This is a genomic window from Ochrobactrum teleogrylli (genome assembly GCF_006376685.1).
In the GTDB taxonomy this organism is placed as follows: Bacteria; Pseudomonadota; Alphaproteobacteria; order Rhizobiales; family Rhizobiaceae; genus Brucella; species Brucella teleogrylli.
In genome coordinates, this window is sequence record NZ_VEWL01000001.1 from 710,936 (window position 1) to 731,909 (window position 20,974).

Below are 20,974 nucleotides of genomic sequence, written 5' to 3' on the forward strand. Positions count from 1 at the left end.
AGGGGCCCCCACGGCCCCTTTTATTTGCCCGCCGACGAGTTTGCCGCTTCGACTACAGCACGCTCCGTGCTCTTCGGTTTAACGACAGTCGGCCCGGCCAATTCGTGACCGGCATCGGGCGAAAGCCGCGCGAACCAGAAGAATGCCACTGCGGAGACCAAAGCCACCACGATAAAGCCGACGTGGAAATCGACCAAAGCAAGCGGCGCCCCGCGCAAGCCACTGCTGATTTCCAGAACGCCGCCGGCAAGCGCAACGCCAATCGCCAGCGAAACCTGCTGTGCAACAGCGGTCATCGGCGTGGCCTGACTGGTCTTCTCATCCGGAATTTCCGCATAGGCCAGCGCATTGACGCCGGTAAAGAACAGGGAGCGCGCAAAGCCGCCGACCAGCAGGAAGCCGAGAATGATCCAGATCGGCGTTGCAGGCGTGAACAGGCTGTTTACCGCGATGAAACCCGCCGAAATGATCGAACCCGCCATCAAGGCGCGCCGGAAACCGATCCGAGCGAAAATCCGTTTTGCACCGAACTTCATGCTGATAGCGCCAATGGCTGACACGAAGGTTATCATGCCCGACTGGAACGGCGAGAACCCGAAGCCGAGCTGGAACATCAGCGGCAGCAGAAACGGAATTGCGCCAATGCCGAAGCGGAAAATACTGCCGCCGAACACTGCCGAACGGAAAACCTGATTGTCGAACAGCCGCAGATCGAGCAGCGGATCGGCGCTGCGCCGGGCATGGCCGATGTAAAACACCGAGCAGATCAGACCGACAGCCAGCGTGACCAAGCCAACGGCGGGCGGCAACGCCGGAAGGCTGACCACTGAGAGGCCGAAGACCACACCAGACATGGCGATGCCGGAAAGAACGAAACCCGGCCAGTCGAGACGCTTGACGATGCGCTCGTCATTATCGGGCAAGAAGCGGGTGGCGAACCAGATACCGATTGCGCCGATCGGCACATTGATCAGGAATATCCAGTGCCAAGTGAGAAACGTGGTGATGAAACCGCCAACCGGCGGGCCAACCAACGGGCCGACCATGGCGGGGATCGTCAGCCACGCCATGGCGGAGACAAGTTCGCTGCGCGGTGTGGAGCGGATAAGCACAAGGCGCCCCACCGGCGTCATCATCGCGCCGCCCATGCCCTGCAAGAAGCGCGCAACCACGAAGGCGGTCAGCGAGTTTGCCGCTGCACAGGCAATCGAACCGACGACGAAGACGGCAATGGCCGCGCGAAAGACATTTTTGGCGCCAAACCGATCAGCCATCCAGCCGCTGACTGGAATGAACACCGCGAGCGCAACCAGATAGGCCGTCAGCGCCAGCTTGAGCGCAATCGGGCTAGTGCCGATATCTGCAGCAATTGCTGGCAAAGATGTCGAAATGACATTCGAATCCATCTGCTCCATGAAAAGAGCAATAGCCAGCACAAGTGGAATGATGCGGTTCACGATGAATATCCGAATAAGCCGTGCTTTTTACATAAAGCCTGCCGAAGCTATGTCGAGCTTATAGATAGATTGCTAGCCAATTTTTTCTCACATTGTGGTGACTTGGCGGCAATTTTCGCGGCCGGACCGCGAGCGCGCGCTGCCGGCAGCCATTTTTCTCACGGCAGATTTCAATCGTTCACAATTGTGTAAAGCGGGGTTGCGCTCTCCGTAACGGACTGTTACATTCGGTAACAGTTTCACGAGGCTTCGAGTCTGGAAGGGGTGGTCCCGGCTCAAGGAGGTAGGAAATGAACGATATTACGAGAACTGCACTTGTTTATGGCATGATGATCATTTCGCTGAACACGGCGCTTGCGGTCGGTCTTCTGGGACTGGATTTTCTGCGTTGAGTTGACCGCCCGATGAGGCTGGACCAGTGCTTGCGATGATCATAGATCGAATTTGATTTTGCCCTCCAGGCAAATTATGAAAAAGAGCGCTTCCGATTGGTCGGAAGCGCTCTTTTCGTTTTGGCTTCGAACGGCGAGCCAGAACGGGGAAGCAGTTTAAATACCGATTTCCCGTATCTGGCGAATGTTGTTCTACAGAATCCGTGCCTGGCTCGTCGGATCGAAGAACACCGACTTGTCGAGATTGAAGGCGAGCCGCGATGCCTGCCCGGCAGCAATGCGCGCATCGGCGCGCAGCCGGGCGACCACATGCTTGCCGCCAAGACGGGTTACCGCGAACGTGTCCGACCCTGCCGGTTCGACCACGTCGATCAGGCAATCGCCTTCCACGACAGCGCCCGCATTGCGATCCGCGCCGTCGGGATCAGTCAGGGCTTCCGGACGAATGCCGAAGACAACCTGTTTCCCCACATAGTCACCAAGCTTCTGCGGCGCATTCTTCAGCGGCAGCGTCAGGGCTTGACCGTCCCCGCGGTCGAGCGAGATTGCATAATCCGTGCCGTTCTTCTCCACTGCAACGGTCAGCAGGTTCATCGCCGGTGAACCCATGAAATCCGCCACGAACATGTTGGACGGATTGTTATAAATCTCCGCAGGCGTGCCGAACTGCTGCAAGACGCCGTCTTTCAGCACCGCGATTTTGGTTGCCAGCGTCATGGCTTCGATCTGGTCATGCGTGACATAGACGATGGTGGTTTTCATGCGGTTGTGCAGCCGCTTGATTTCGGTGCGCATATCCACACGCAGCTTCGCATCGAGGTTCGACAGCGGTTCATCGAACAGGAAGACCTGCGGATTGCGCACCAATGCGCGGCCCATGGCGACGCGCTGACGCTGGCCACCGGAAAGCTGGCTCGGCTTGCGGTCGAGCAGATGCCCGATCTGCAACATGTCGGCCACTTCCTGAATGGCCTTGTCGCGCTCGGGCTTCGGAACTTTGCGGATTTCCATGCCGAAAGCGATGTTTCCGGCAACCGTCATGTTCGGATAAAGCGCGTAGGACTGGAAGACCATCGCGATATCGCGCTGGGATGGATGCAGGCCGGAAACCGATTTGCCGTTGATGGCAATGTCGCCGGAGGTGATCGGCTCAAGACCGGCAATCGTGTTGAGCAGTGTGGACTTGCCGCAACCCGACGGGCCAACGAGAACAAGAAAGCCGCCTTCTTCAATCTCGATATTGATGTTTTTCAGGATCGAGACGGTGCCATAGGATTTGTAGAGATCGGTAATTTTCAGAAATGACATATTGAACTTATCCCTTGACGGCACCGGACATCAGACCGCGCACGAAGTAGCGGCCAGATACGATATAGACGATCAGCGTCGGCAGAGCCGCCAGAATGGCGCCCGCGAAATGGACGTTATATTCCTTGACGCCTGTGGAAGACGAAACGAGGTTGTTGAGCGCAACCGTCATCGGCGTGGAGTGCGCGCCGGAGAAGGACGCGCCGAACAGGAAGTCGTTCCAGATATTGGTGAACTGCCAGATCACCGACACCACGATGATCGGCCCCGACGACGGCAGCAAAATGCGCCAGAAAATCTGGAAAAAGCTTGCGCCATCAATCTGCGCGGCACGCACCAGCTCGGTCGGAAACGCTTCGTAATAGTTGCGGAAATAGAGGGTCGTGAAGCCGAGACCATAGATGACGTGCACCATGATGAGGCCCCAGATCGTTCCGGCAATACCGAAAAGCCCGAGCACACGCGCCATGGGGATGAGCACGATCTGGAACGGAATGAAGCATGACAAAAGCAGCAGTCCGAAGAAGATGTTCGAGCCGCGAAAGCGCCATTTGGTCAGCACGTAACCATTCAGCGCGCCGATGATCGTGGAAATTGCCACGGCAGGCACGACCATCAAAATGGAATTGATGAAGAACGGCTTCAGGCCGGTAGGCTGCACACCGATCTGCGCCGTGGACCAGGCCGAAAGCCACGGCTCGATGGTCCATTGCTGCGGCAAGTTCAACATGCCGCCCTGACGGATTTCTTCCAGCGGCTTGAACGAGTTGACCAGCATCACATAGAGTGGCAACAGATAGTAAAAGGCAAAGAGCAGCAGCGCGGTGTAGATCAGCGCACGCGTCAGCTTTCCGCTGTTGATGGCGTTATCTTGCGACTGGGCGCTCATGACCGCGACCCTCCGCGAATTTCCGAATAGAGATAGGGAATGATGATCGAGAAGATCATCGCCAGCATGATAATCGCCGACGAAGCACCAATGCCCATCTGGTTACGGGTGAACGTATAGGAATACATGAATGTCGCCGGAAGTTCGGTCGCCTGCCCCGGCCCGCCGCCGGTCAGCGCGATCACCAGATCGTAGGCCTTGATCGCCAGATGCGCCAGCACGACAAAGGCCGACAGAAATACCGGGCGCATCAGCGGAATAATGATGCGGCGATAGATCGTGGCGGTCGAAGCGCCGTCGATCTGGGCCGCTTTGATGATTTCATTATCAACGCCGCGTAGGCCGGCAAGAAACATCGCCATCACGAAACCCGACGATTGCCACACGGCGGCGATCACCAGACAGTAGATCGCCATGGTGTTGCTCTTGATCCAGCCGAAGGAAAAACTTTCCCAACCCCACAGATGCATGGTGTTTTCAAGCCCGATGCCCGGATCGAGAAACCACTTCCATGCCGTGCCGGTCACGATGAAGGAAAGGGCCATCGGGTAGAGATAGATCGGACGCAAAAAGCCTTCGCCGCGGATCTTCTGGTCGAGCAGAATGGCCAGAAACAGGCCGATCACCGAGCAGATGATGATATAGAGCGACGCGAAAATCGCCAGATTGGTGATCGCCCGCCACCAATGCGGCAGCGCCCAGAGTTTCTCATAATTGGACAATCCCACGAAGCCGTAGGATGGCAGCATGCGGCTGTTGGTCAGCGAAAGCACGCCGGTATAGATGATAAACCCGTAGACGAAGACGAGGACGATCAGGAAACTCGGAGCCAAGACCAGCTTGGGGATGATTTCCTGCAATCGGCTGTTACGCTGCATATTTGCGCCACCCAGTTTGCGCCGCTCCTGATGCCCATGAAGGCGTTTTGGAGACGATCGTTTCAGCGGCATTTATGCAAGACCGGATCGCGACCCGGCTGCAAAATGCGTTGGTCCGAGATGCCTTCACCAGTTCCGATGGAACCATGCAAGACAACATCATGCAATGCTTGATTAGTTACGATATTGCTGCGCCGGTCGGAGAATCCGGGCCGGATAAAAAACGTCCGGGAGGTTTAAACTCCCGGACGCCTGTTCAGCGCATCACTTCGCGGCAGCGACAGCCGAGACGAGTTCCTTGACAGCATCTTCCGAAGAAAGCTGTCCGTTGAACTCGCGGGTCACCACGTCGTAGATCGCGTTCTTGACGGCTGCCGGATTGGCATAGCCATGCGCCATGGAACCCAGCATCGTGCCCTTGCCATCGGCTTCCTTCAGGTCGGCGATAGCCTTCTGGCCGCAAGCATCGAAGTCGGTGTTCGGCACGTCGGTACGTGCAGGCGCCGAGCCCTTGACCACGTTGAAGGCCGACTGGAAGGTCGGGCTTTCAACAGCCGATGCCATTTCCATCTGCGCCGGGATCTTGTCTTCGGAAACCTTGAACATCGCGAACATGTCGGAGTTGAAGGTCACCGCGCCCTGCGTGCCCGGATAGCGCATGCAGACGAAATCCGTGCCCGGCTTCTTGCCGGCCTTCACGAATTCGCCCTTGGCCCAGTCGCCCATGAACTGCAGACCGGCCTTGCCTTCGATGACCATGGCCGAAGCCAGATTCCAGTCGCGACCAGAGAAGTTGTCATCGACATAGCTGCGCAGCTTGGTCATACGGTCGAAAGCCTGCTTCATCGTATCACTGCCCAGCGTGTCCGGGTCGAGATCGATGAAGGCCTTCTTGTAGAAATCGGTGCCGAACGAAAGCACGACAGCGTCGAAGATCGTCGCATCCTGCCAAGGCTGGCCACCGTGGGCGATTGGCGTGATGCCCTGCTCCTTGAACTTGTCGAGAAGCGCAATCAACTCATCCCAGTTTGCCGGTTCCTTGCCGCCTGCCTTGTCGAGCGCGGCCTTGTTGATCCACATCCAGTTGGTGGTGTGAACGTTCACAGGCGCGGCAATCCAGTGATCTTCATACTTGGCGAATGCCTGCAACGGAGCCGGAATGACCTTGTCCCAGCCTTCCTTGTTGGCAACTTCATCGAGATTGCCAAGAGCGCCCTGCTCGGCCCAGTCGCGAATGTCGAAACCGAGCATCTGCACGGCGGTCGGTGCGTTGCCGGCGGTAACGCGGGCGCGCAGAACGGTCATGGCTTCGGTGCCGCCACCGCCTGCAACCGGCATGTCAGTCCAGCTGATGCCCTTCTTTTCGAGGTCCTTCTTGAGAACATCGAGCGCGGCAGCTTCACCGCCAGCGGTCCACCAGTGCAGAACCTCAACATTCTGCTTGGCATCCTGTGCATTTGCGACGGGCGCCATTCCGGCAAGCAAAGCGCAGGCAGCGGTGCCCATAGCGGCGAGTTTCAGAAGTTTATGCATGTCTACCTCCCGTAGAAACAAACGAAACTTATATTTCCTTCGTCCTGTCCGCGCCTTCAGGCGCAAACCAAACCGGTCGCTCCATACAACCGGCTCCTCCTCATTCACTGCCGCAACCCGAAACAGGGAGATGATCCCCGCCGGATACCCCGGCCAAACGACACGACGTGCTGCGATGTCCTCCATACCATCTTTACGCCGCCTCACCCCAATTGACAACGTTGTCTTTTTTGGATGAACCACATCCAACCGACAAGATGTAATGCTTAGGATAGGCTGAAACCCGGGATAGGTGTCAATACGGCAGATATGATAAATAGCGAGAAATTTAATCGATTAAAATCTGCCACCCAATTCTGCGGGCAATTTCGCATGAGAAATGAGGCATTTAGGCTTTTTGGGGAGCTGTTGCGGCTAGCGCCTAAACGTTTGAATTTCCGTAGACCAAAAATGACGCTGCACACTCTTTAATGGGATAAAAATCCTGTGAACCGACTGGACAAGATCGCAGCCGCCACTTAATTTAAGGGTGCTCTCGCAATAGTGCGTGGGCTTGTTCTCGGGGCGGGGTGAGATTCCCCACCGGCGGTATGGAAAGCGATTTCTAAGCCCGCGAGCGCCTGAAAGAAGGAAGCTGATTCGCTTCTTCTGTCAGGGTCAGCAGATCCGGTGAGATGCCGGAGCCGACGGTATAGTCCGGATGAAAGAGAGCAAAAGAGCGTGACGAATTGCGTCTCCCGACGCGAGCAATGCGTTCCTTTGTGCGCCCTGATTCTAGTTTCTTGAGGAACCTATGAACCAGAGCTATCCGAACAAGACTTCCTTCAAAGTTGCATTCATTCAGGCCCGCTGGCACGCCGACATTGTCGACGAAGCCCGCAAGAGCTTTATCGCGGAACTCGCCGCCCAAACCGGCACCAATGTCGAAGTGGACGTCTTCGATGTTCCCGGCGCTTACGAAATTCCGCTTCATGCCAAGACGCTTGCCAAGACCGGCCAGTATGCAGCCATCGTCGGCTCCGCATTCGTCATCGATGGCGGCATCTATCGCCATGATTTCGTGGCCACTGCCGTCATCAACGGCATGATGCAGGTGCAGCTGGAAACCGAAGTGCCGGTGCTGAGCGTCGTTCTGACCCCGCATCATTTCCATGACAGCAAGGAGCATCACGACTTCTTCTTCAACCATTTCAAGGTGAAGGGTGTCGAAGCCGCTCACGCGGCCTTGCAGATCGTCGGCGAACGCAGCCGTATCGCCGCATTGGTTTGATCGCTCACAGGAACGGCCCCGCCATGCGGGGCCGTATCTCAGTCGACCACAATACGCTCGCCATGGGTGTAGATATCGAATTCTTCGCCGCGCACGATGGCGACCAGAGTGAGATTGGCCTCCTGTGCAGTGCGAATGGCGAGTGCCGTGGGCGCTGAAATAGCCGCCAGAACCGGCGCGCCGAGCTTCACTGCCTTTTGCACCATTTCAACGGATACCCGGCTCGTGATCACGGTTATGCCGCATCCGGTTGCGACCTCGCTACGCGCCAGAGCGCCAACGAGCTTGTCCAGCGCATTATGCCGGCCAACATCCTCGCGCGCCGCAATCAATCCCTGCTGCGGTGTGTAGAAACCCGCTGCGTGAACCGAATGGGTGATTGCATTCAATTGTTGTTCACGCCCGAGTGCCGCCATCGCGATGGCAATGGTGCTCGCCGAAAAACGGTAGCCGTCCACCGCGAGCGGCTTCACCGGGCGCAAGGCCTGTTCGATGGAATCGATGCCGCATAGTCCGCAGCCAACCGGGCCAGCCATGAAACGGCGACGCGCCGCCAGCCGCTGTTCCGGCAATTCAGCAAGGCGCATCTGCACATCCACGCCTTCCGCGAAAGCGACAAGCTCGATGCTTTCAATCTGGCTGGCATCGTCGATAATACCTTCGGTCAGACTGAACCCGACCGCGAAATCCTCCAGATCGGATGGGGTCGCCATCATGACAGCCTGGGTGGAGCCGTTGTAGCTCATCGCGACCGGCACTTCCTCGGGCACGGCGCGGCGCCCTTCCTGGAAGCCCGAAACGCGATGTGCGAGGCGCACCACATCCTGACTGATCTTGGGTATTGTCATTTCTCTTGCCTGCTGTTTGCGCATCCCGACACATTGCTACAGTTTGCTGTAGCATCATATCGGGTTTTATGTATGGTGCCAGCGAACAGGCATGCAGCACAAGTATTTCGGCCATAGCCCGAATATATTGTGTATGAAAGGCAGCGCCGATAGCGAGGATAAAATGGATATTCGCCAGATCGACGATAATTACTCAGTCTCGGGCCAGATTTCGCCCGATGACGTACGCGACATTGCGGCAGAAGGCTTTCAGACGATCATCTGCAACCGTCCCGATGGCGAAGGCGGCCCGGAACAGCCGGATTTTGCCGAGATTGCCCGCGTTGCTGAGAAAGCTGGCCTCACCACCTATTACATTCCGGTGGTTGGCGGCCAGTTGACGCAGGATGATGTCGATGCCATGGCGGCGGCGCTTGACGAGGCAGAAGGCCCGTTCTTCGCCTATTGCCGCTCCGGCGCCCGTTCTACGAATATTTACGGGATCGTGCAGAGCCAAAAGCGCGGATAAAGAACGAGCGCAGGCTATAAGGGCGGTGTTGCCGCAAGGGCATTGTTTCGGTTCTTGCAAACATAAGGCTCACCGTCCCGAAAGCCGCGTGCGACGACCGAAGACACCCTGCGGGTTCTGCGCGCAATACTGGCGATAATAGGAAAGACCGGCGCGAACCACAGTCGCGGCAACGCCACCGGCGACGAGCATCCAGCCGATTGCCTGTACCCAGTCGAAGCTGTCCAGCCCGCCGCTCAGCGCGACGACCACGACGCCAGCCCACAAAAGAGCAGCCGTGCGGCGCCAGAAAACCGGATTGAGCTCATCGAAGACCGCCTTCCACAGCGAGTGGACAAGGCAGGCGAAGAAAAGAGCCGCGGCCAGCCCGATGTTGAGCAATTCGACCGGGAGCCATTGCTGCGAAGTAAGCATAGTATCTATCATCCAACTTAAGCCGCGATACGTCAGGTCAAAAGCCGCCACATGGCTTTTCCTTCCGGATCGAAGGTATTGTTTACTTTCCTTTACACCGTGCTTTCCAAAACGATGTCGTTTCTTGCCCGATGCTTCAGCCCCATTGAGCTGTCAATTTGTGGCTTCAACGTGTTAGAAGCACGGAAAGCTCCTTGTAATAAATTCACATATTATTGCGATCACGCGAAATATCGTGTTGAAAACATTATACTATCCCCGCTGCCCTCCGATACGGGTGCAGTGGCAACCCCCTTGATAGTCTTGGATTATTTGTCTTGGCGCTACCGACGCGCAGGCCGGCGGACGCGCCCTGAAAGCGCATCACGCGACTGTCATGTAACAGCCTTGTAACAATTTGGCAGAGTATAGAGAGCCCGGGAGCCGCTTCCGAAGCTCCACTTTATTCGCCGCAGCAAGCAAGGCGGAACGTTTTATTTGTCCACAAATTTCTTGTAGGGAACAATTTCTGACGGGTCGGCCATGCCTGGCGCCTGTGCGGGACGCCCGAACAGGAAACCCTGCACCTGTGCGCAGCCCTCTTCGATCACCATGCGGTGCTGATGAAAATTTTCGATACCTTCCGCTACGACGGGCAGATCGAGACTGCGCCCAAGTCCGACAATTGCCCGCACAATCGCGTGGGAACTGACATCGGTTTCCATCGTATTGATGAAGCTGCGGTCGATCTTGATCTTGTCGAATGGGAAGCTCTGGAGGTTGTTCAGCGAAGAATAGCCGGTGCCGAAATCGTCCATCACGATGCGCACGCCCAGTTTCTTGATCCGGCGCAGCAGTTCCAGCGTGGTGGGCCTGTCCTTGATGAGTGCCGCTTCCGTAACTTCAAGTTCCAGCCGATAGGCCTCAAGTCCGGTTTCATCCAGAATGGCGGCGACTGTCTCAGGCAGATTGGTCAGGCGAAACTGGATCGGAGACACATTGACGGCGACCGTCAGGTGCCGGTCCCAACTCGCCGCCGTCCGGCATGCTTCCCGCAGCACCCATTCGCCAAGGGCGATAATGACACCGGTTTCCTCGGCAATCGGAATGAACACTTCCGGCGGAATGGTTCCGCGCTCCGGATGCGTCCAGCGCAACAGCGCTTCATAGCCCTTGCAGGAACCGTCGGCGGTTCCGATCAGCGGCTGGTAGGCGATTGTTATCTGACCGCGCGACATAGCCTGCCGCAGATCGGCTTCCAGTTGCCGCCGCTCGGTAATCTCGCGATCCATTTCCGGCGAATAGAACGCAACCATGCCCTTGCCGCTAGTCTTTGCGCGGTAAAGCGCGACGTCGGCAGCGTGGCGGAGCGTTTCGGCATCGCGGCCATCGGTCGGATAGATCGCAACACCGATACTGACGCCCACCGCCGTCTGATCGGCGATCATATTCATTTCCTTTTTGAATTCGTCCAATATCCGCTCGGCAAGCTTGCGCGCGCCGGAAGGCTGCGGCACGCCGACCTGCAGGATCACAAACTCGTCGCCGCCGATGCGCGCCGCCGTATCGACGCCGCTAATCGTGCGCCGCAGAATATTGGCAACGGTTTTCAACACCCGGTCGCCCTGCGCATGACCGAAAATATCGTTCACCGCCTTGAACCGGTCGAGATCGAGCGCGAAGACGGCGCAACGCTGCTGCGAGCGTCCGCCTACGGCATTGGACAGGCGCTGTTCGAAAAAGGCGCGATTGGGAAGATCGGTCAGCGCATCATGGTTCGCCATATGCTCGATCTGACGCTGCGCGGCGTGCTTTTCCGTCAGGTCTCGCACGGCGAGCACTTCACAGGCCTTGCCCTGATATTCAATCGTGTGGACGGCGAGTTCGAAAATACGCTCGTCATTTTCCTGCCGGGGAGTCGCCTCGACCGCAGCCGTGCGCGGCGCGGCGGCGGGCAGACCATCTGCCGTCAGCAGCAAATCCTCTGGCGAACGCCCGATCAGCGCCTTTTCAGTGCTGTTCATCAAACGCGAAAAGCGCGCATTCACTTCGACGATCCGGTCGTCACGGATGACGGCAAGCCCGTCCAGCGTCGCATTGGCAAAGCCCTTCAAATCCGTCATGTAACGGTCGATGAATACGGCAGCGACAGTCATGAACGCGATGAAGCAAGAGACCGTCGCCACAGCGCCGACGATCCACATGCGGCCCGTACCCAGCGGATCAGCCGCAGGCAGGCTTGGATCGGGTATCAAAGTGCTGGACGACATGGTGGTGAAATGCAGGACGCAGATCGAGCCGACGCCGAGAACCGTGGCAAGGGAAATGCGCATCCAACGGCCTGAGAGACGCATCACCTCGAAAGCGCCAGCCAGCAACAGAGTGGAGACAACCGCGCCGACGATGATAGGCACTGCATCAAACTGGACTGTCGCAGCAGCCCGGATTGCGGCCATGCCGGTGAAATGCATTGCGGCGATCACCAGCGCGCCACAAAATCCTGCAAACAGGTTTGCCTTGACGCTGTCGAAATTGAGCAAGCGAAGCATGACCCAGAAACCGGCAATGGCAATCACAGCTGAAAGCGTCGTGATGATGAGGTCAAACTCGATCGCCACCGTGCCCTGATAGGCGAGCATCGCAACGAAATGCGTTGCCCAGACGCTCAACCCCCCTGCAAAGGCAGCGGTTGCAAGCCAGCTGTCACGGCGATGATCGGCGCATTCGCCCGCTCTCGCCAGCAGAAGAAAAAACGCAAAGACACCTATGAAGGAAATGAGGGCGGCCAGGACGACAATCGGCCTGTCGTGCTGTACGGATATGCATTCGATAACTTTGAACACGTCACGCCCCCGCTCTCATTCGCGCAAGGCCGCGTCGGCCCTGACCGAAGCATATTGGTAGTTTTATTATATAACAGGATTTTCTTTAGCCTACACTACTTAAGCAATCATAAATTCGAGCATAAAAGCCAAGCGATACCAGGGTATAAGGTCTATACTTAAGACACTTACTATATTAGACAATTTTAATATTGACGCACGGAATTGACAGTCCTACGGCCCACCCGCGCAAGCAGGATAACCGGCACAATACCGATCACCACAATGGCAAGTGCGGCAATCGACGCTTCTTCATATGTACCGCGGGCGGCTTCGCCGTAAAGATGCGTCGCGAAAGTTTCCATATTGAGCGGGCGGAGAAGCAAAGTCGCGGGCAGCTCCTTCACACAGTCCACGAAAACCAGCAATCCGGCTGCAACGATTGCCGTCCTGGAGAGCGGCAGATGCACGGAGCGGAATGTCGCCGTCACGCTTCGTCCAAGCGTGCGCGATGCATGATCGAGCGATAGCGGAATGCGCTCCAGCCCGGCATCGATGCCGCCAGCGGCGATGGCCATAAACCGCACGCCATAGGCATAAACCACCGCAGCCCCCGAACCGATCAGAATCAGACCGGCGGGAACGCCGAAAAGATACCCGGCCAGTTGGTTGAACACATGATCGAAGCTGCCGGAAACAACGAGAATACCAATGGCAATCACCGTACCGGGGGCGGCATAGCCCATGGTCGACAGGCGATAGAACCAGCGGGAGGAAGCGCCTGGAAACAGACGCACCGCATAAGCAACCGCCATGCCAAAGACCAGCACAATCGCTGTCGCAATCGAGGCCAGCAGCAGCGTGTTGACCGCCTCCCCGGCAAGACGCGGCGATATGCCTGCGAAGCGCGCGCGCTTTATTGCTTCGATGAGCAGATAGAGCGCCGGTCCGACAAAGCCGATGACAACTGGCAGCGAGCCGAGAGCAAACAGCCACAGCCCTCTGGCTGCTGAAACCTTCGATGGTTCAAAACCGCGCGAATGGCGGATGTTGGAAGCAAAGCGCTGTTTGCGCCGCGCCCAACGCTCCAGCGACACCAGCGCCACCACGATCAGCAGCAAAGCCAGTGCCAACTGTGCCGCGCCCGGCAGATCGGATCGCGTGATCCACGTCGTGTAGATCGATACGGTCAGAGTGCGGACGCCTAGAAACTCAGCCGCGCCCACATCGTTCAGCGTTTCCATCAAGGCGAGGCTGACACCAACGGCAACAGCGGGACGCGCCAGCGGCAACGCCACCCGCCAGAAAATACCGCGACGGCTGACCCCAAGGGTTCGCGCGGCATCCATGAGACTCGCCGACTGCGTGAGAAACATCGCCCGGGTCGGGATATAGACATAAGGATAGAGCACGAAGCCCAGCAGCAGAATGCAGCCGGTCATCGAGCGAATATCCGGCAAGCGGAACTGACGCGGGCTATCAAAGCCCAAAATATAGCGAATTGCGCCCTGCACCGGCCCTATCGGATGAAGAATGTCCAGATAGGTATAGGCGACGATATAGGTCGGCACCGCCAGCGGCAGCAGCAGCGCCCATTCCAGAATAGCGCGCCCGCGAAAATCATAGGCTGTCACCAGCCACGCCATCGACGTCCCGACGAGCGCGGCAATGAAGCCGACGCCAAGCAGAAGAATGATCGTATCGGCAAAGGCTGTCGGCAACAATGTCGCGAACAGATGCTGCCACAGGCCTGCCGAACCCTGCAAAGCTTCGCGAGCGAGCGCCAGAACCGGCAGGAAAACAAGAAACGCAATCACCGCTGAAGCCCAAAGCCAGACGCGCCCCGCCCTTGAAGGCCGGAAAAGCGAACGTCGTGCTGTGGCGGGCATAGGTGTCATTGTGCTCGTTATACTGAAACGCCGGCGCATGAAGCACCGGCGCTTTGTTCATACTGTCATTCTGGTTTTAGTTGTCGAAACCAACCTTATCAACCAGTTCGCTGGCTTCCTTGCGATGGCTGACGATTTGGGTCAGCGGAACCTTGTCGATATTCAATTCGCCAAACGACTTTACAATCGCATCGACCGGAGCGCCCGGCTTCACCGGATATTCGTAATTGGCCTCGGCATAGATCTTCTGCGCTTCGTCGGAAACCAGATATTCGAGAAGCTTGACAGCCTCTTCCTTATGCGGGGCATTCTTGGCCACGGCTGCGCCGCTGATATTGACCTGCGTGCCGCCATCCTTGAAGGTCGGGAGGATGACCTTGATGCCCTCGCCCCAGCCCTTCTGCTCATCGCCGCCCTTACCCGAACGCATCAGGCCGACATAATAGGAATTGGCAACGGCGATATCGCAAATGCCGCCGACAATATCCTTGGCGCCATCGCGGTCACCACCGGCAGCCTTGCGGGCCAGATTGGCCTTCAGGCCGGTCAGCCAGGCTTCGGTCTTTTCAGCGCCGTAATGGGCGATGTAATCGGCGAAAAGCGCGGTGTTGTAAGGATGCTGACCGGAGCGGATGCAGATCTTGCCCTTCCACTTCGGATCGGACAGGTCTTCATAATTGATGGCGTCGAGTTCCAGATCCTTCGCCGCATAAACCACGCGGGCGCGCAGCGACAGGGCATACCAGTTGCCCTTGGCGTCACGAAGCTGCTCCGGCACGGCTTCGTTCAGGGTCTTGGATTCGACCGGCTGGGTCAGCCCCTTTTCCGCGAGATCGACGAGATTGCCCGCATCAACCGTCATCAGAATATCGGCAGGAGAGCTTGCGCCTTCCGATGCGACGCGCTCAGCCAGACCATCCTTCAGAAACACGGTGTTGACCGTGATGCCCGTCGATGCCTTGAACGCATCCAGCAGAGGCTGAATGAGGCCCGGTTCGCGCGTCGTGTAGATATTCACCTCATTGGCGGAAGCAGTTCCAGATAGAAAAGTCGCTGCAACGAGAGCAAGGCTGGCACGCGCGAAAATAGGCATTTTACCTCCGTTTGGAATGGTTCCAAATAAAATGATGAGTTATGCAATCAACTTATATGAGCAGTTTCTGGCCCGGTCAATCGCCCTGCCACGCAAATGCGAACCAATCGGATCAGCCGTGGAAGATCAGGGCCTTATCGCGGTCGAAACGAACAAACACGTGATTGACCGTATTCGGCACATGGACCGGCGTGCGCAGGCGCAAACGCAGTGGCGCGGCGTCGGCATGGAGCACCAGCTCTTCCGTTTCACCCAGAAAGGTGCGCATCTCGATCAGGCAGCGCAGATCGGTGGGACCAGCCTCATCATCCGCGACGATATGCAGATCGGCAGGTCGCAGATAGACGGACACGTCTTTCACGGATTGCAGCGCTTGCGGCGCTTTGAAATTGCCGTAAACAGTTTCCACCGCATTGCCCTGCACCACACCCGGAATGACGTTGAAATCGCAAAAGAAGTCTGCGGCATAGCGGCTTTCAGGACGATCATGAAGATCACGCGCGGTGCCGCTTTGAACGATCTCGCCCGAACGCATCAGCACGACGCGGTCGCCGGTCGAAAGCGCTTCTTCCGCCTCATGCGTCACGATCATTGCCGTGGTGCCGAGCGCCCGCAACAGGCCGACCGTCTCGCGGCGCACCTTTGCCCGCAGCCCCCGGTCCAGATTGGAAAACGGCTCGTCCATTAGCAGTAGATGCGGCTTTGGCGCCAGCGCGCGGACCAGCGCCACGCGCTGCTGCTCGCCGCCCGACAGCATATGCGGATAGCGGTCGGCCATATGCGACAGGCCCACAAGTTCAAGCAGTTCGCGCACGCGGCCCTCAGCCAAATCGCGGCGCATCTTGCGCAGACCGAACATGACATTGTCGCGAACGCTCAGATGCGGAAACAGCGCATAATCCTGAAAGACCACGCCGATATTGCGCTTATCGGGTTCTACGAATGTGGTTGGCGAGGCAAGCACCTTACCCCCCATGCTCAGCAAGCCGCCATCGGGCGCGTCGATACCGGCGATAATGCGCAGCATGGAGGTCTTGCCGCAGCCGGAATGGCCCACGAGACAGATGATTTCACCGGCCTGCACGTCAAGCGACACATTGTTGAGCGCAAGGACAGGGCCAAACTGGCGGGTAACGCTGGAAAGCGTCAGAGCCGGACCGGATGCACCGGCCTCTTCCTGCAATTGCTCAACCTGATTTCGCACGTCCATGCCTGACCGGAATCCCCTTGTCCATTCCCTCGCTATAAAGCGTGTTTAGCGGCTTCGCCACCAAAACAGGACAGAATTCCTCAAGAACCGGATCGCCGCCCCATCTTTTTCGGATTTCGATATTGCTTTGGGTATCAACTTGGTTGATTGCAAGCAAAAAGCGGAGCATGTTCCGCACGCTTTCCGCATGCCTTATCATACCTTAGGAGAATGACCATGGGGCCCGTCACGGACAAGGTCGCGACAGCCGAACGCCTGCCGCAAGAAACGAAAATCGCCATTATCGGCGGCGGCGTCATCGGTGTTTCCACCGCCCTGTTTCTGGCCGAACGCGGCATCCCGGTCGCCCTGTTCGAAAAGGGTGAAATCGCAGGCGAGCAATCGAGCCGCAACTGGGGCTGGTGCCGCCGCACGGGCCGCGATACCCGTGAAATGCCGCTGATTGTCGAAAGCATGCGGCTTTGGGACGGGATGAACGAGCGCACGGGCCGCGAAACCGGCTTCCGTGTGACCGGCATTGCCTATGCGGCTGAAAAAGCCGAACAGATGGCGCTCTACGAACAATGGATTGCCGCTGCGCGCGAGCATGGCATTGAAACCGACATTCTGAACAGCCAGCAGGCCGAAGCGCTGGCTCCGGGCCTGACGCGTCGCCTTGCTGGCGGCATGATCACGCCGCTTGACGGTCGCGCAGAGCCGCAAAAGGCTGTGCCCGCCTTTGCCGCCAAGGCGCAGGAAGACGGTGCCGTCATTATGCAGAATTGCGCGGTACGCGGCATCGAAACGACCAATGGCCGCGTGACTGCCGTTCTGACGGAAAAGGGCCGCGTGCGTTGTGAGGCGGTCGTTGTGGCTGGTGGCGCATGGTCGCGCCTGATTATCTCGGAGTTCAATGCCCGCCTGCCGCAACTCAAGGTTCGCTCGTCGGTTTTCCGCACCACGCCGATTGATGCCGGTGTGGAACCCGCCATTGCCTATTCGGATTTCGCGCTGCGCAAGCGGATGGACGGCGGCTATACGGTCGCCAGCCTCGGCGGCTCGATTGCCGATATCGTGCCTGACAGCTTCCGCTACCTGAAGGATTTTCTGCCGTCGCTGTCGAGCGGCGAATGGTTCAATGTGCGCTTTCGTTTCGGAAAACGCTTCTTCGAGGAAGCCTTCCAGTGGAAGCTGCGCCCCGCCGATCAGGTCTCGGTCTTCGAGAAAATCCGCACGCTCGACCCCGAACCGCACCGCGCCGCCAATGCAGCAATTCTGGCGAAGCTGAAACAGGCGATCCCCGCCTTTGCTTCCGTCTCGATTGCACAGGAATGGGCGGGCTTGATCGACACCATGCCGGATATCATTCCGACCATTTCCCCGATCCCAGGCGTTGAGGGCCTTATCGTTGCGACCGGCTTCTCCGGCCACGGCTTCGGCATCGGCCCCGGCGCTGGCCGTCTGGTTGCGGATATGGTGAGCGGTGAAACGCCGGTGGTCGATCCATCGCCGTTCCATATTTCCCGCTTTTCCGATGGGTCAAAACTGCGCATCGAAACCTGGGGCTAAGCCCAATATGCTTTCCCCGGAGCTGACAGCTCCGGGGAATTCGGCGCGAGTTATTCAATCACGCCGCAGGCGAAGCGCGCGCCGCCACCGCCAAGCGGCTTCGGTTTATCCGCATAATTATCGCCGCCAACATGGACCATCAGGGCGCGACCCTTGATTTCATCCAGCGATTTGAGACGCGGCGAAACCACGCCACCCGTAACCTTGCCGTCCGCATCGGCCTTCAACAGCGGCAGGTCGCCCATATGGCCCTCGCCGTCAGGCCCCATGTGATGCTTGGTATGGCCGGGGTCATAATGTCCGCCAGCCGCCTCTGCGGGAGCGGTCTTGCCGTCCTTTTCCGCCGGTGCGCAGCTTCCCTTTTCATGGACATGGAAACCATGTTCCCCCGCTGCTATGCCCTGCAAATTGGGTGTAAACTGCAGGCCATCAGCGGTTTGCGAAATCGTAATCGTGCCGAGTTCCTTGCCCTGCCCTGTGGGCAGCGCCTCAAACATTTTCACGCTGACGTCGTCCGCAAAGGCGGGCACAGTCGCAAGCGCCAGTAACGAACCTAAAATCAAGCTGCGCATCGTCTCCTCCATCCTCAAATTCGTTTCGGGATAAAAACTAACGTATGGATCGACAAATTGTTCGGTTTATAAAGTTTGCAAAAGATTGCGCGGCAGTGTTCCGCCGCGCAATCCGGTATTGGATCAGACAGTTACGAACTGCCCCATCATGCCGACATCTTCATGCTCCAGCACATGACAATGGAACATGAATGGATGACTGCGCACCGCTTCACGATCGAAGTGTACCAGAAGCTCTGCCTTGCCATCAATCAGCGCTGTGTCTTTCCATCCCGACTGATGGGCGGGCGGAGCCTTGCCGTTGAAGGTCAGGATACGGAAAGAGGCACCGTGGATATGGAACGGATGCGCCATTTCCTTCGTGGTCAGTTCCCATATTTCCCATGAGCCCAGCTTGGCCTCGACATCAATGCGCTTCATGTCGAAAGGTTCGCCCGCAATTGCCATGCGCACACCGGATGTCATCGCATCCAGCGCCGGACCGGTATCTGCGGATGAACGGCTACCATGCATCATGTCGTGGTCCATCTCCCCGCCCTGCATGGCGCCCATATCCATCTTACCCATCCTGTGGCCAGCATGGGGGTCTGCGGCAGGCTTTTGCATCATCAGCTTCATGTTTTCAGCCATGCGCTCATCAAAGAAGAATGAACGCCTGCGCACCGATTTGTCGGGGTTTGGCGCTTCCGGTGCTTCAAGATTTGCCGGAATGTCCTTGACCCCTCCCTTAAGCGCGCTATCGACGCTGAACCGCATCAGCATCTGGTCGTCGCCGCCGCTGTCATCGCTTGCGGTCAGAAGTTCGACGCTTTCGCCTCCCGTCGAAAAATCGACGAGCGCCTCATAGCGTTCACCGGGGCTGATCGTCAGCCGTTCGACGGCTTCCGGCTTGCCGGTAAAGCCGCCATCGGAAGCAAACACATACAGCGGACGATTATCGCTGAAACGCAGATGGAAGTTGCGCGCATTGGCACCGTTGAGAATGCGCAGGCGCACCACTGCCGCGGGCACCTTCGCTTCCGGCGAGATGACGCCATTGACGATCAGCCGGTTCCCGCGAAAACCGTGCATCAGATCCATGATGTCAGGCTGATAGACCTTGTCGCCTTCGATGACACGGCGGTCCTGAAGTACCAGCGGAATATCGTCCACACCATAGGTTTCCGGCAGGCCTCGCTCGGCATCCTTGCCGTCGCTGACGATCATCAACCCTGCAATGCCCATATGCGCCTGACGGGCGGTGCCGCCGTGCAGATGCGGGTGAAACCAGTTGAACGAAGCCGGTTGGTTGACCGACACTTTCGGTTCCCAACGCCCTCCCGCTGGAACAAGATTGTGCGGCCCACCGTCAAGGTTCGACGGAACGAACAGCCCGTGCCAATGCAGGGTCGTCTCCTCGTCCATATCGTTTTCGACGGCAAGCGTTACGTTTTCGCCATTCTTGAGCCGGACGACGGGGCCGAGATAGGTTCCGTTGATACCGGCAGAAGCCGCATCGCTGCCCGGCGCGAAGGAATGACGACCCTTGCCGATCTTGAGCCGGACAACGCCGGAAGCATCGGGTTCCAGCAAAGGCGGAACGGGCAGGCTCTGCGCCTTGCCCGATGGGGCCATTTCCATGGCGCCGTGGCCCATATTCTGATGCGCATCCTGCGCAAAGCCGGTCAAAGGGCGAACAGCGGCGAAGCTTGCCGCGCCCGCGCCGAGCGCGAGCAGGCGGCGGCGAGTTAATCCACGCATAGTGAAGTCTCCAAATAGAATTCCAGACAATAATCCTGTCGCCGCCGATGGATCGACAGCGTTTTGAGCGATTAAAGCGGAAGTGTTATTGGAGGTCGCAGAAGGTCATGGCGGGCATTGCTGCTCAGTGCGGCAACGAGTGGCGGAGGACCAAAATCCTGTGACGGCGCGAATGCGCCAATATCGGCGCTCAACTGCACAATACAGCCGCAACTCATCATCACACAGGCGACCGGAGCCTTTGCTCCGTGATCCATGGGTGCCTGTTGTCCCCCATTGTGGGAGACGGGCATCGCGCTGTCTGCGGATTGTTGTTCGCTCATACGACAGCCGACAGAAACGCCTGCTGTCGGCGTATCATGCGCCATGGCATAACAAAGCTGTGTGGAAACGAGAAACAGCACTGACAAAACCGTCAGCAACACGCGCGACGGCATATGCAGGAAGGAAAGACCCCACATATTGCGTCTGCCGCCAATGTTCTGTTTCACGAACTGCATCTCCGCATCCGAATTGATGCCCGGTTATTGATCCGACCCGAATCTAGGGACACGATGTGACAATTGAAAGGCCTATTCTTACATCCCATGATTTTGCTCGCACTTTCACTTTTCTTTCGAAAAG

Annotated in this window: 18 protein-coding genes and 1 riboswitch; of the genes, 3 read left to right on the plus strand and 15 right to left on the minus strand. The window is 57.8% G+C overall.

Features of this window, described 5'->3' with window-relative positions; all coding sequences use genetic code 11:
- Positions 1 to 20: 20 nt before the first annotated feature.
- The 5 genes from FIC94_RS03155 to FIC94_RS03175 form a co-directional block, all read right to left on the minus strand.
- Positions 21 to 1,457, minus strand: coding sequence for a DHA2 family efflux MFS transporter permease subunit (locus tag FIC94_RS03155; RefSeq protein WP_140023886.1), 1,437 nt, complete (start codon positions 1,455 to 1,457; stop codon positions 21 to 23).
- Between the two features lie 584 nt (positions 1,458 to 2,041).
- Complete coding sequence (locus tag FIC94_RS03160) at positions 2,042 to 3,157, minus strand: ABC transporter ATP-binding protein (protein WP_140023887.1); 1,116 nt, start codon at positions 3,155 to 3,157, stop codon at positions 2,042 to 2,044.
- A gap of 7 nt (positions 3,158 to 3,164) precedes the next feature.
- The gene (locus FIC94_RS03165; RefSeq protein ID WP_109367220.1) at positions 3,165 to 4,046 is read right to left on the minus strand and encodes a carbohydrate ABC transporter permease; all 882 of its coding nucleotides are present in this window, start codon (positions 4,044 to 4,046) and stop codon (positions 3,165 to 3,167) included.
- Positions 4,043 to 4,924 carry a carbohydrate ABC transporter permease gene (locus FIC94_RS03170; RefSeq protein WP_109367972.1) on the minus strand — a complete coding sequence of 294 codons (882 nt, stop codon included), beginning with the start codon at positions 4,922 to 4,924 and terminating at the stop codon, positions 4,043 to 4,045. Before FIC94_RS03170 ends, FIC94_RS03165 begins: the two co-directional genes overlap by 4 nt.
- Before the next feature lie 264 nt (positions 4,925 to 5,188).
- Entirely contained in the window at positions 5,189 to 6,457 is a 1,269-nt protein-coding gene (locus FIC94_RS03175) for an ABC transporter substrate-binding protein (RefSeq protein ID WP_140023888.1), read from the minus strand.
- A 551-nt stretch (positions 6,458 to 7,008) separates the two neighbouring features.
- Positions 7,009 to 7,173: riboswitch (FMN riboswitch) on the plus strand.
- A 77-nt stretch (positions 7,174 to 7,250) separates the two neighbouring features.
- Here FIC94_RS03175 and FIC94_RS03180 point away from each other — a divergent pair.
- The gene (locus FIC94_RS03180; protein ID WP_140023889.1) at positions 7,251 to 7,727 is read left to right on the plus strand and encodes a 6,7-dimethyl-8-ribityllumazine synthase; all 477 of its coding nucleotides are present in this window, start codon (positions 7,251 to 7,253) and stop codon (positions 7,725 to 7,727) included.
- Positions 7,728 to 7,765: 38 nt separating this feature from the next.
- Here the strand turns inward: FIC94_RS03180 and fdhD are convergent, their stop codons facing one another.
- Positions 7,766 to 8,575 (minus strand): formate dehydrogenase accessory sulfurtransferase FdhD, encoded by an 810-nt coding sequence (fdhD, locus tag FIC94_RS03185; protein WP_140023890.1) that lies wholly within the window; start codon positions 8,573 to 8,575, stop codon positions 7,766 to 7,768.
- 163 nt (positions 8,576 to 8,738) lie between these two features.
- Between fdhD and FIC94_RS03190 the strand changes: the two genes are divergently transcribed.
- Entirely contained in the window at positions 8,739 to 9,083 is a 345-nt protein-coding gene (locus tag FIC94_RS03190) for a protein tyrosine phosphatase family protein (RefSeq protein WP_140023891.1), read from the plus strand.
- A gap of 69 nt (positions 9,084 to 9,152) precedes the next feature.
- On the opposite strand, the gene FIC94_RS03195 is transcribed toward FIC94_RS03190, so the two are convergent.
- From FIC94_RS03195 to FIC94_RS22360, 6 genes are all read right to left on the minus strand, one after another.
- The gene (locus FIC94_RS03195) at positions 9,153 to 9,497 is read right to left on the minus strand and encodes a hypothetical protein (protein WP_121538239.1); all 345 of its coding nucleotides are present in this window, start codon (positions 9,495 to 9,497) and stop codon (positions 9,153 to 9,155) included.
- A gap of 473 nt (positions 9,498 to 9,970) precedes the next feature.
- Positions 9,971 to 12,319 (minus strand): bifunctional diguanylate cyclase/phosphodiesterase, encoded by a 2,349-nt coding sequence (locus FIC94_RS03200; protein ID WP_140023892.1) that lies wholly within the window; start codon positions 12,317 to 12,319, stop codon positions 9,971 to 9,973.
- Positions 12,320 to 12,504: 185 nt separating this feature from the next.
- Entirely contained in the window at positions 12,505 to 14,196 is a 1,692-nt protein-coding gene (locus tag FIC94_RS03205) for an ABC transporter permease (RefSeq protein WP_140023893.1), read from the minus strand.
- A 67-nt stretch (positions 14,197 to 14,263) separates the two neighbouring features.
- Positions 14,264 to 15,280 (minus strand): Fe(3+) ABC transporter substrate-binding protein, encoded by a 1,017-nt coding sequence (locus tag FIC94_RS03210; protein WP_140023894.1) that lies wholly within the window; start codon positions 15,278 to 15,280, stop codon positions 14,264 to 14,266.
- A 112-nt stretch (positions 15,281 to 15,392) separates the two neighbouring features.
- On the minus strand, positions 15,393 to 16,490 hold the full coding sequence (locus FIC94_RS03215; RefSeq protein ID WP_140023895.1) for an ABC transporter ATP-binding protein: 1,098 nt from the start codon (positions 16,488 to 16,490) through the stop codon (positions 15,393 to 15,395).
- Positions 16,468 to 16,659: a hypothetical protein gene (locus tag FIC94_RS22360; RefSeq protein ID WP_180917888.1), complete on the minus strand. Its 192-nt coding sequence runs from the start codon at positions 16,657 to 16,659 to the stop codon at positions 16,468 to 16,470. Before FIC94_RS22360 ends, FIC94_RS03215 begins: the two co-directional genes overlap by 23 nt.
- A 47-nt stretch (positions 16,660 to 16,706) precedes the next feature.
- Between FIC94_RS22360 and FIC94_RS03220 the strand changes: the two genes are divergently transcribed.
- On the plus strand, positions 16,707 to 18,038 hold the full coding sequence (locus tag FIC94_RS03220; RefSeq protein ID WP_140023896.1) for an NAD(P)/FAD-dependent oxidoreductase: 1,332 nt from the start codon (positions 16,707 to 16,709) through the stop codon (positions 18,036 to 18,038).
- A 50-nt stretch (positions 18,039 to 18,088) separates the two neighbouring features.
- Here FIC94_RS03220 and sodC read toward each other — a convergent pair whose 3' ends face one another.
- The 3 genes from sodC to FIC94_RS03235 form a co-directional block, all read right to left on the minus strand.
- Positions 18,089 to 18,610 (minus strand): superoxide dismutase family protein, encoded by a 522-nt coding sequence (gene sodC / locus FIC94_RS03225; protein WP_140023897.1) that lies wholly within the window; start codon positions 18,608 to 18,610, stop codon positions 18,089 to 18,091.
- Positions 18,611 to 18,733: 123 nt separating this feature from the next.
- Complete coding sequence (gene cueO / locus FIC94_RS03230; protein WP_140023898.1) at positions 18,734 to 20,350, minus strand: multicopper oxidase CueO; 1,617 nt, start codon at positions 20,348 to 20,350, stop codon at positions 18,734 to 18,736.
- 71 nt (positions 20,351 to 20,421) lie between these two features.
- Positions 20,422 to 20,850 (minus strand): hypothetical protein, encoded by a 429-nt coding sequence (locus FIC94_RS03235; protein ID WP_140023899.1) that lies wholly within the window; start codon positions 20,848 to 20,850, stop codon positions 20,422 to 20,424.
- Positions 20,851 to 20,974: the final 124 nt, after the last annotated feature.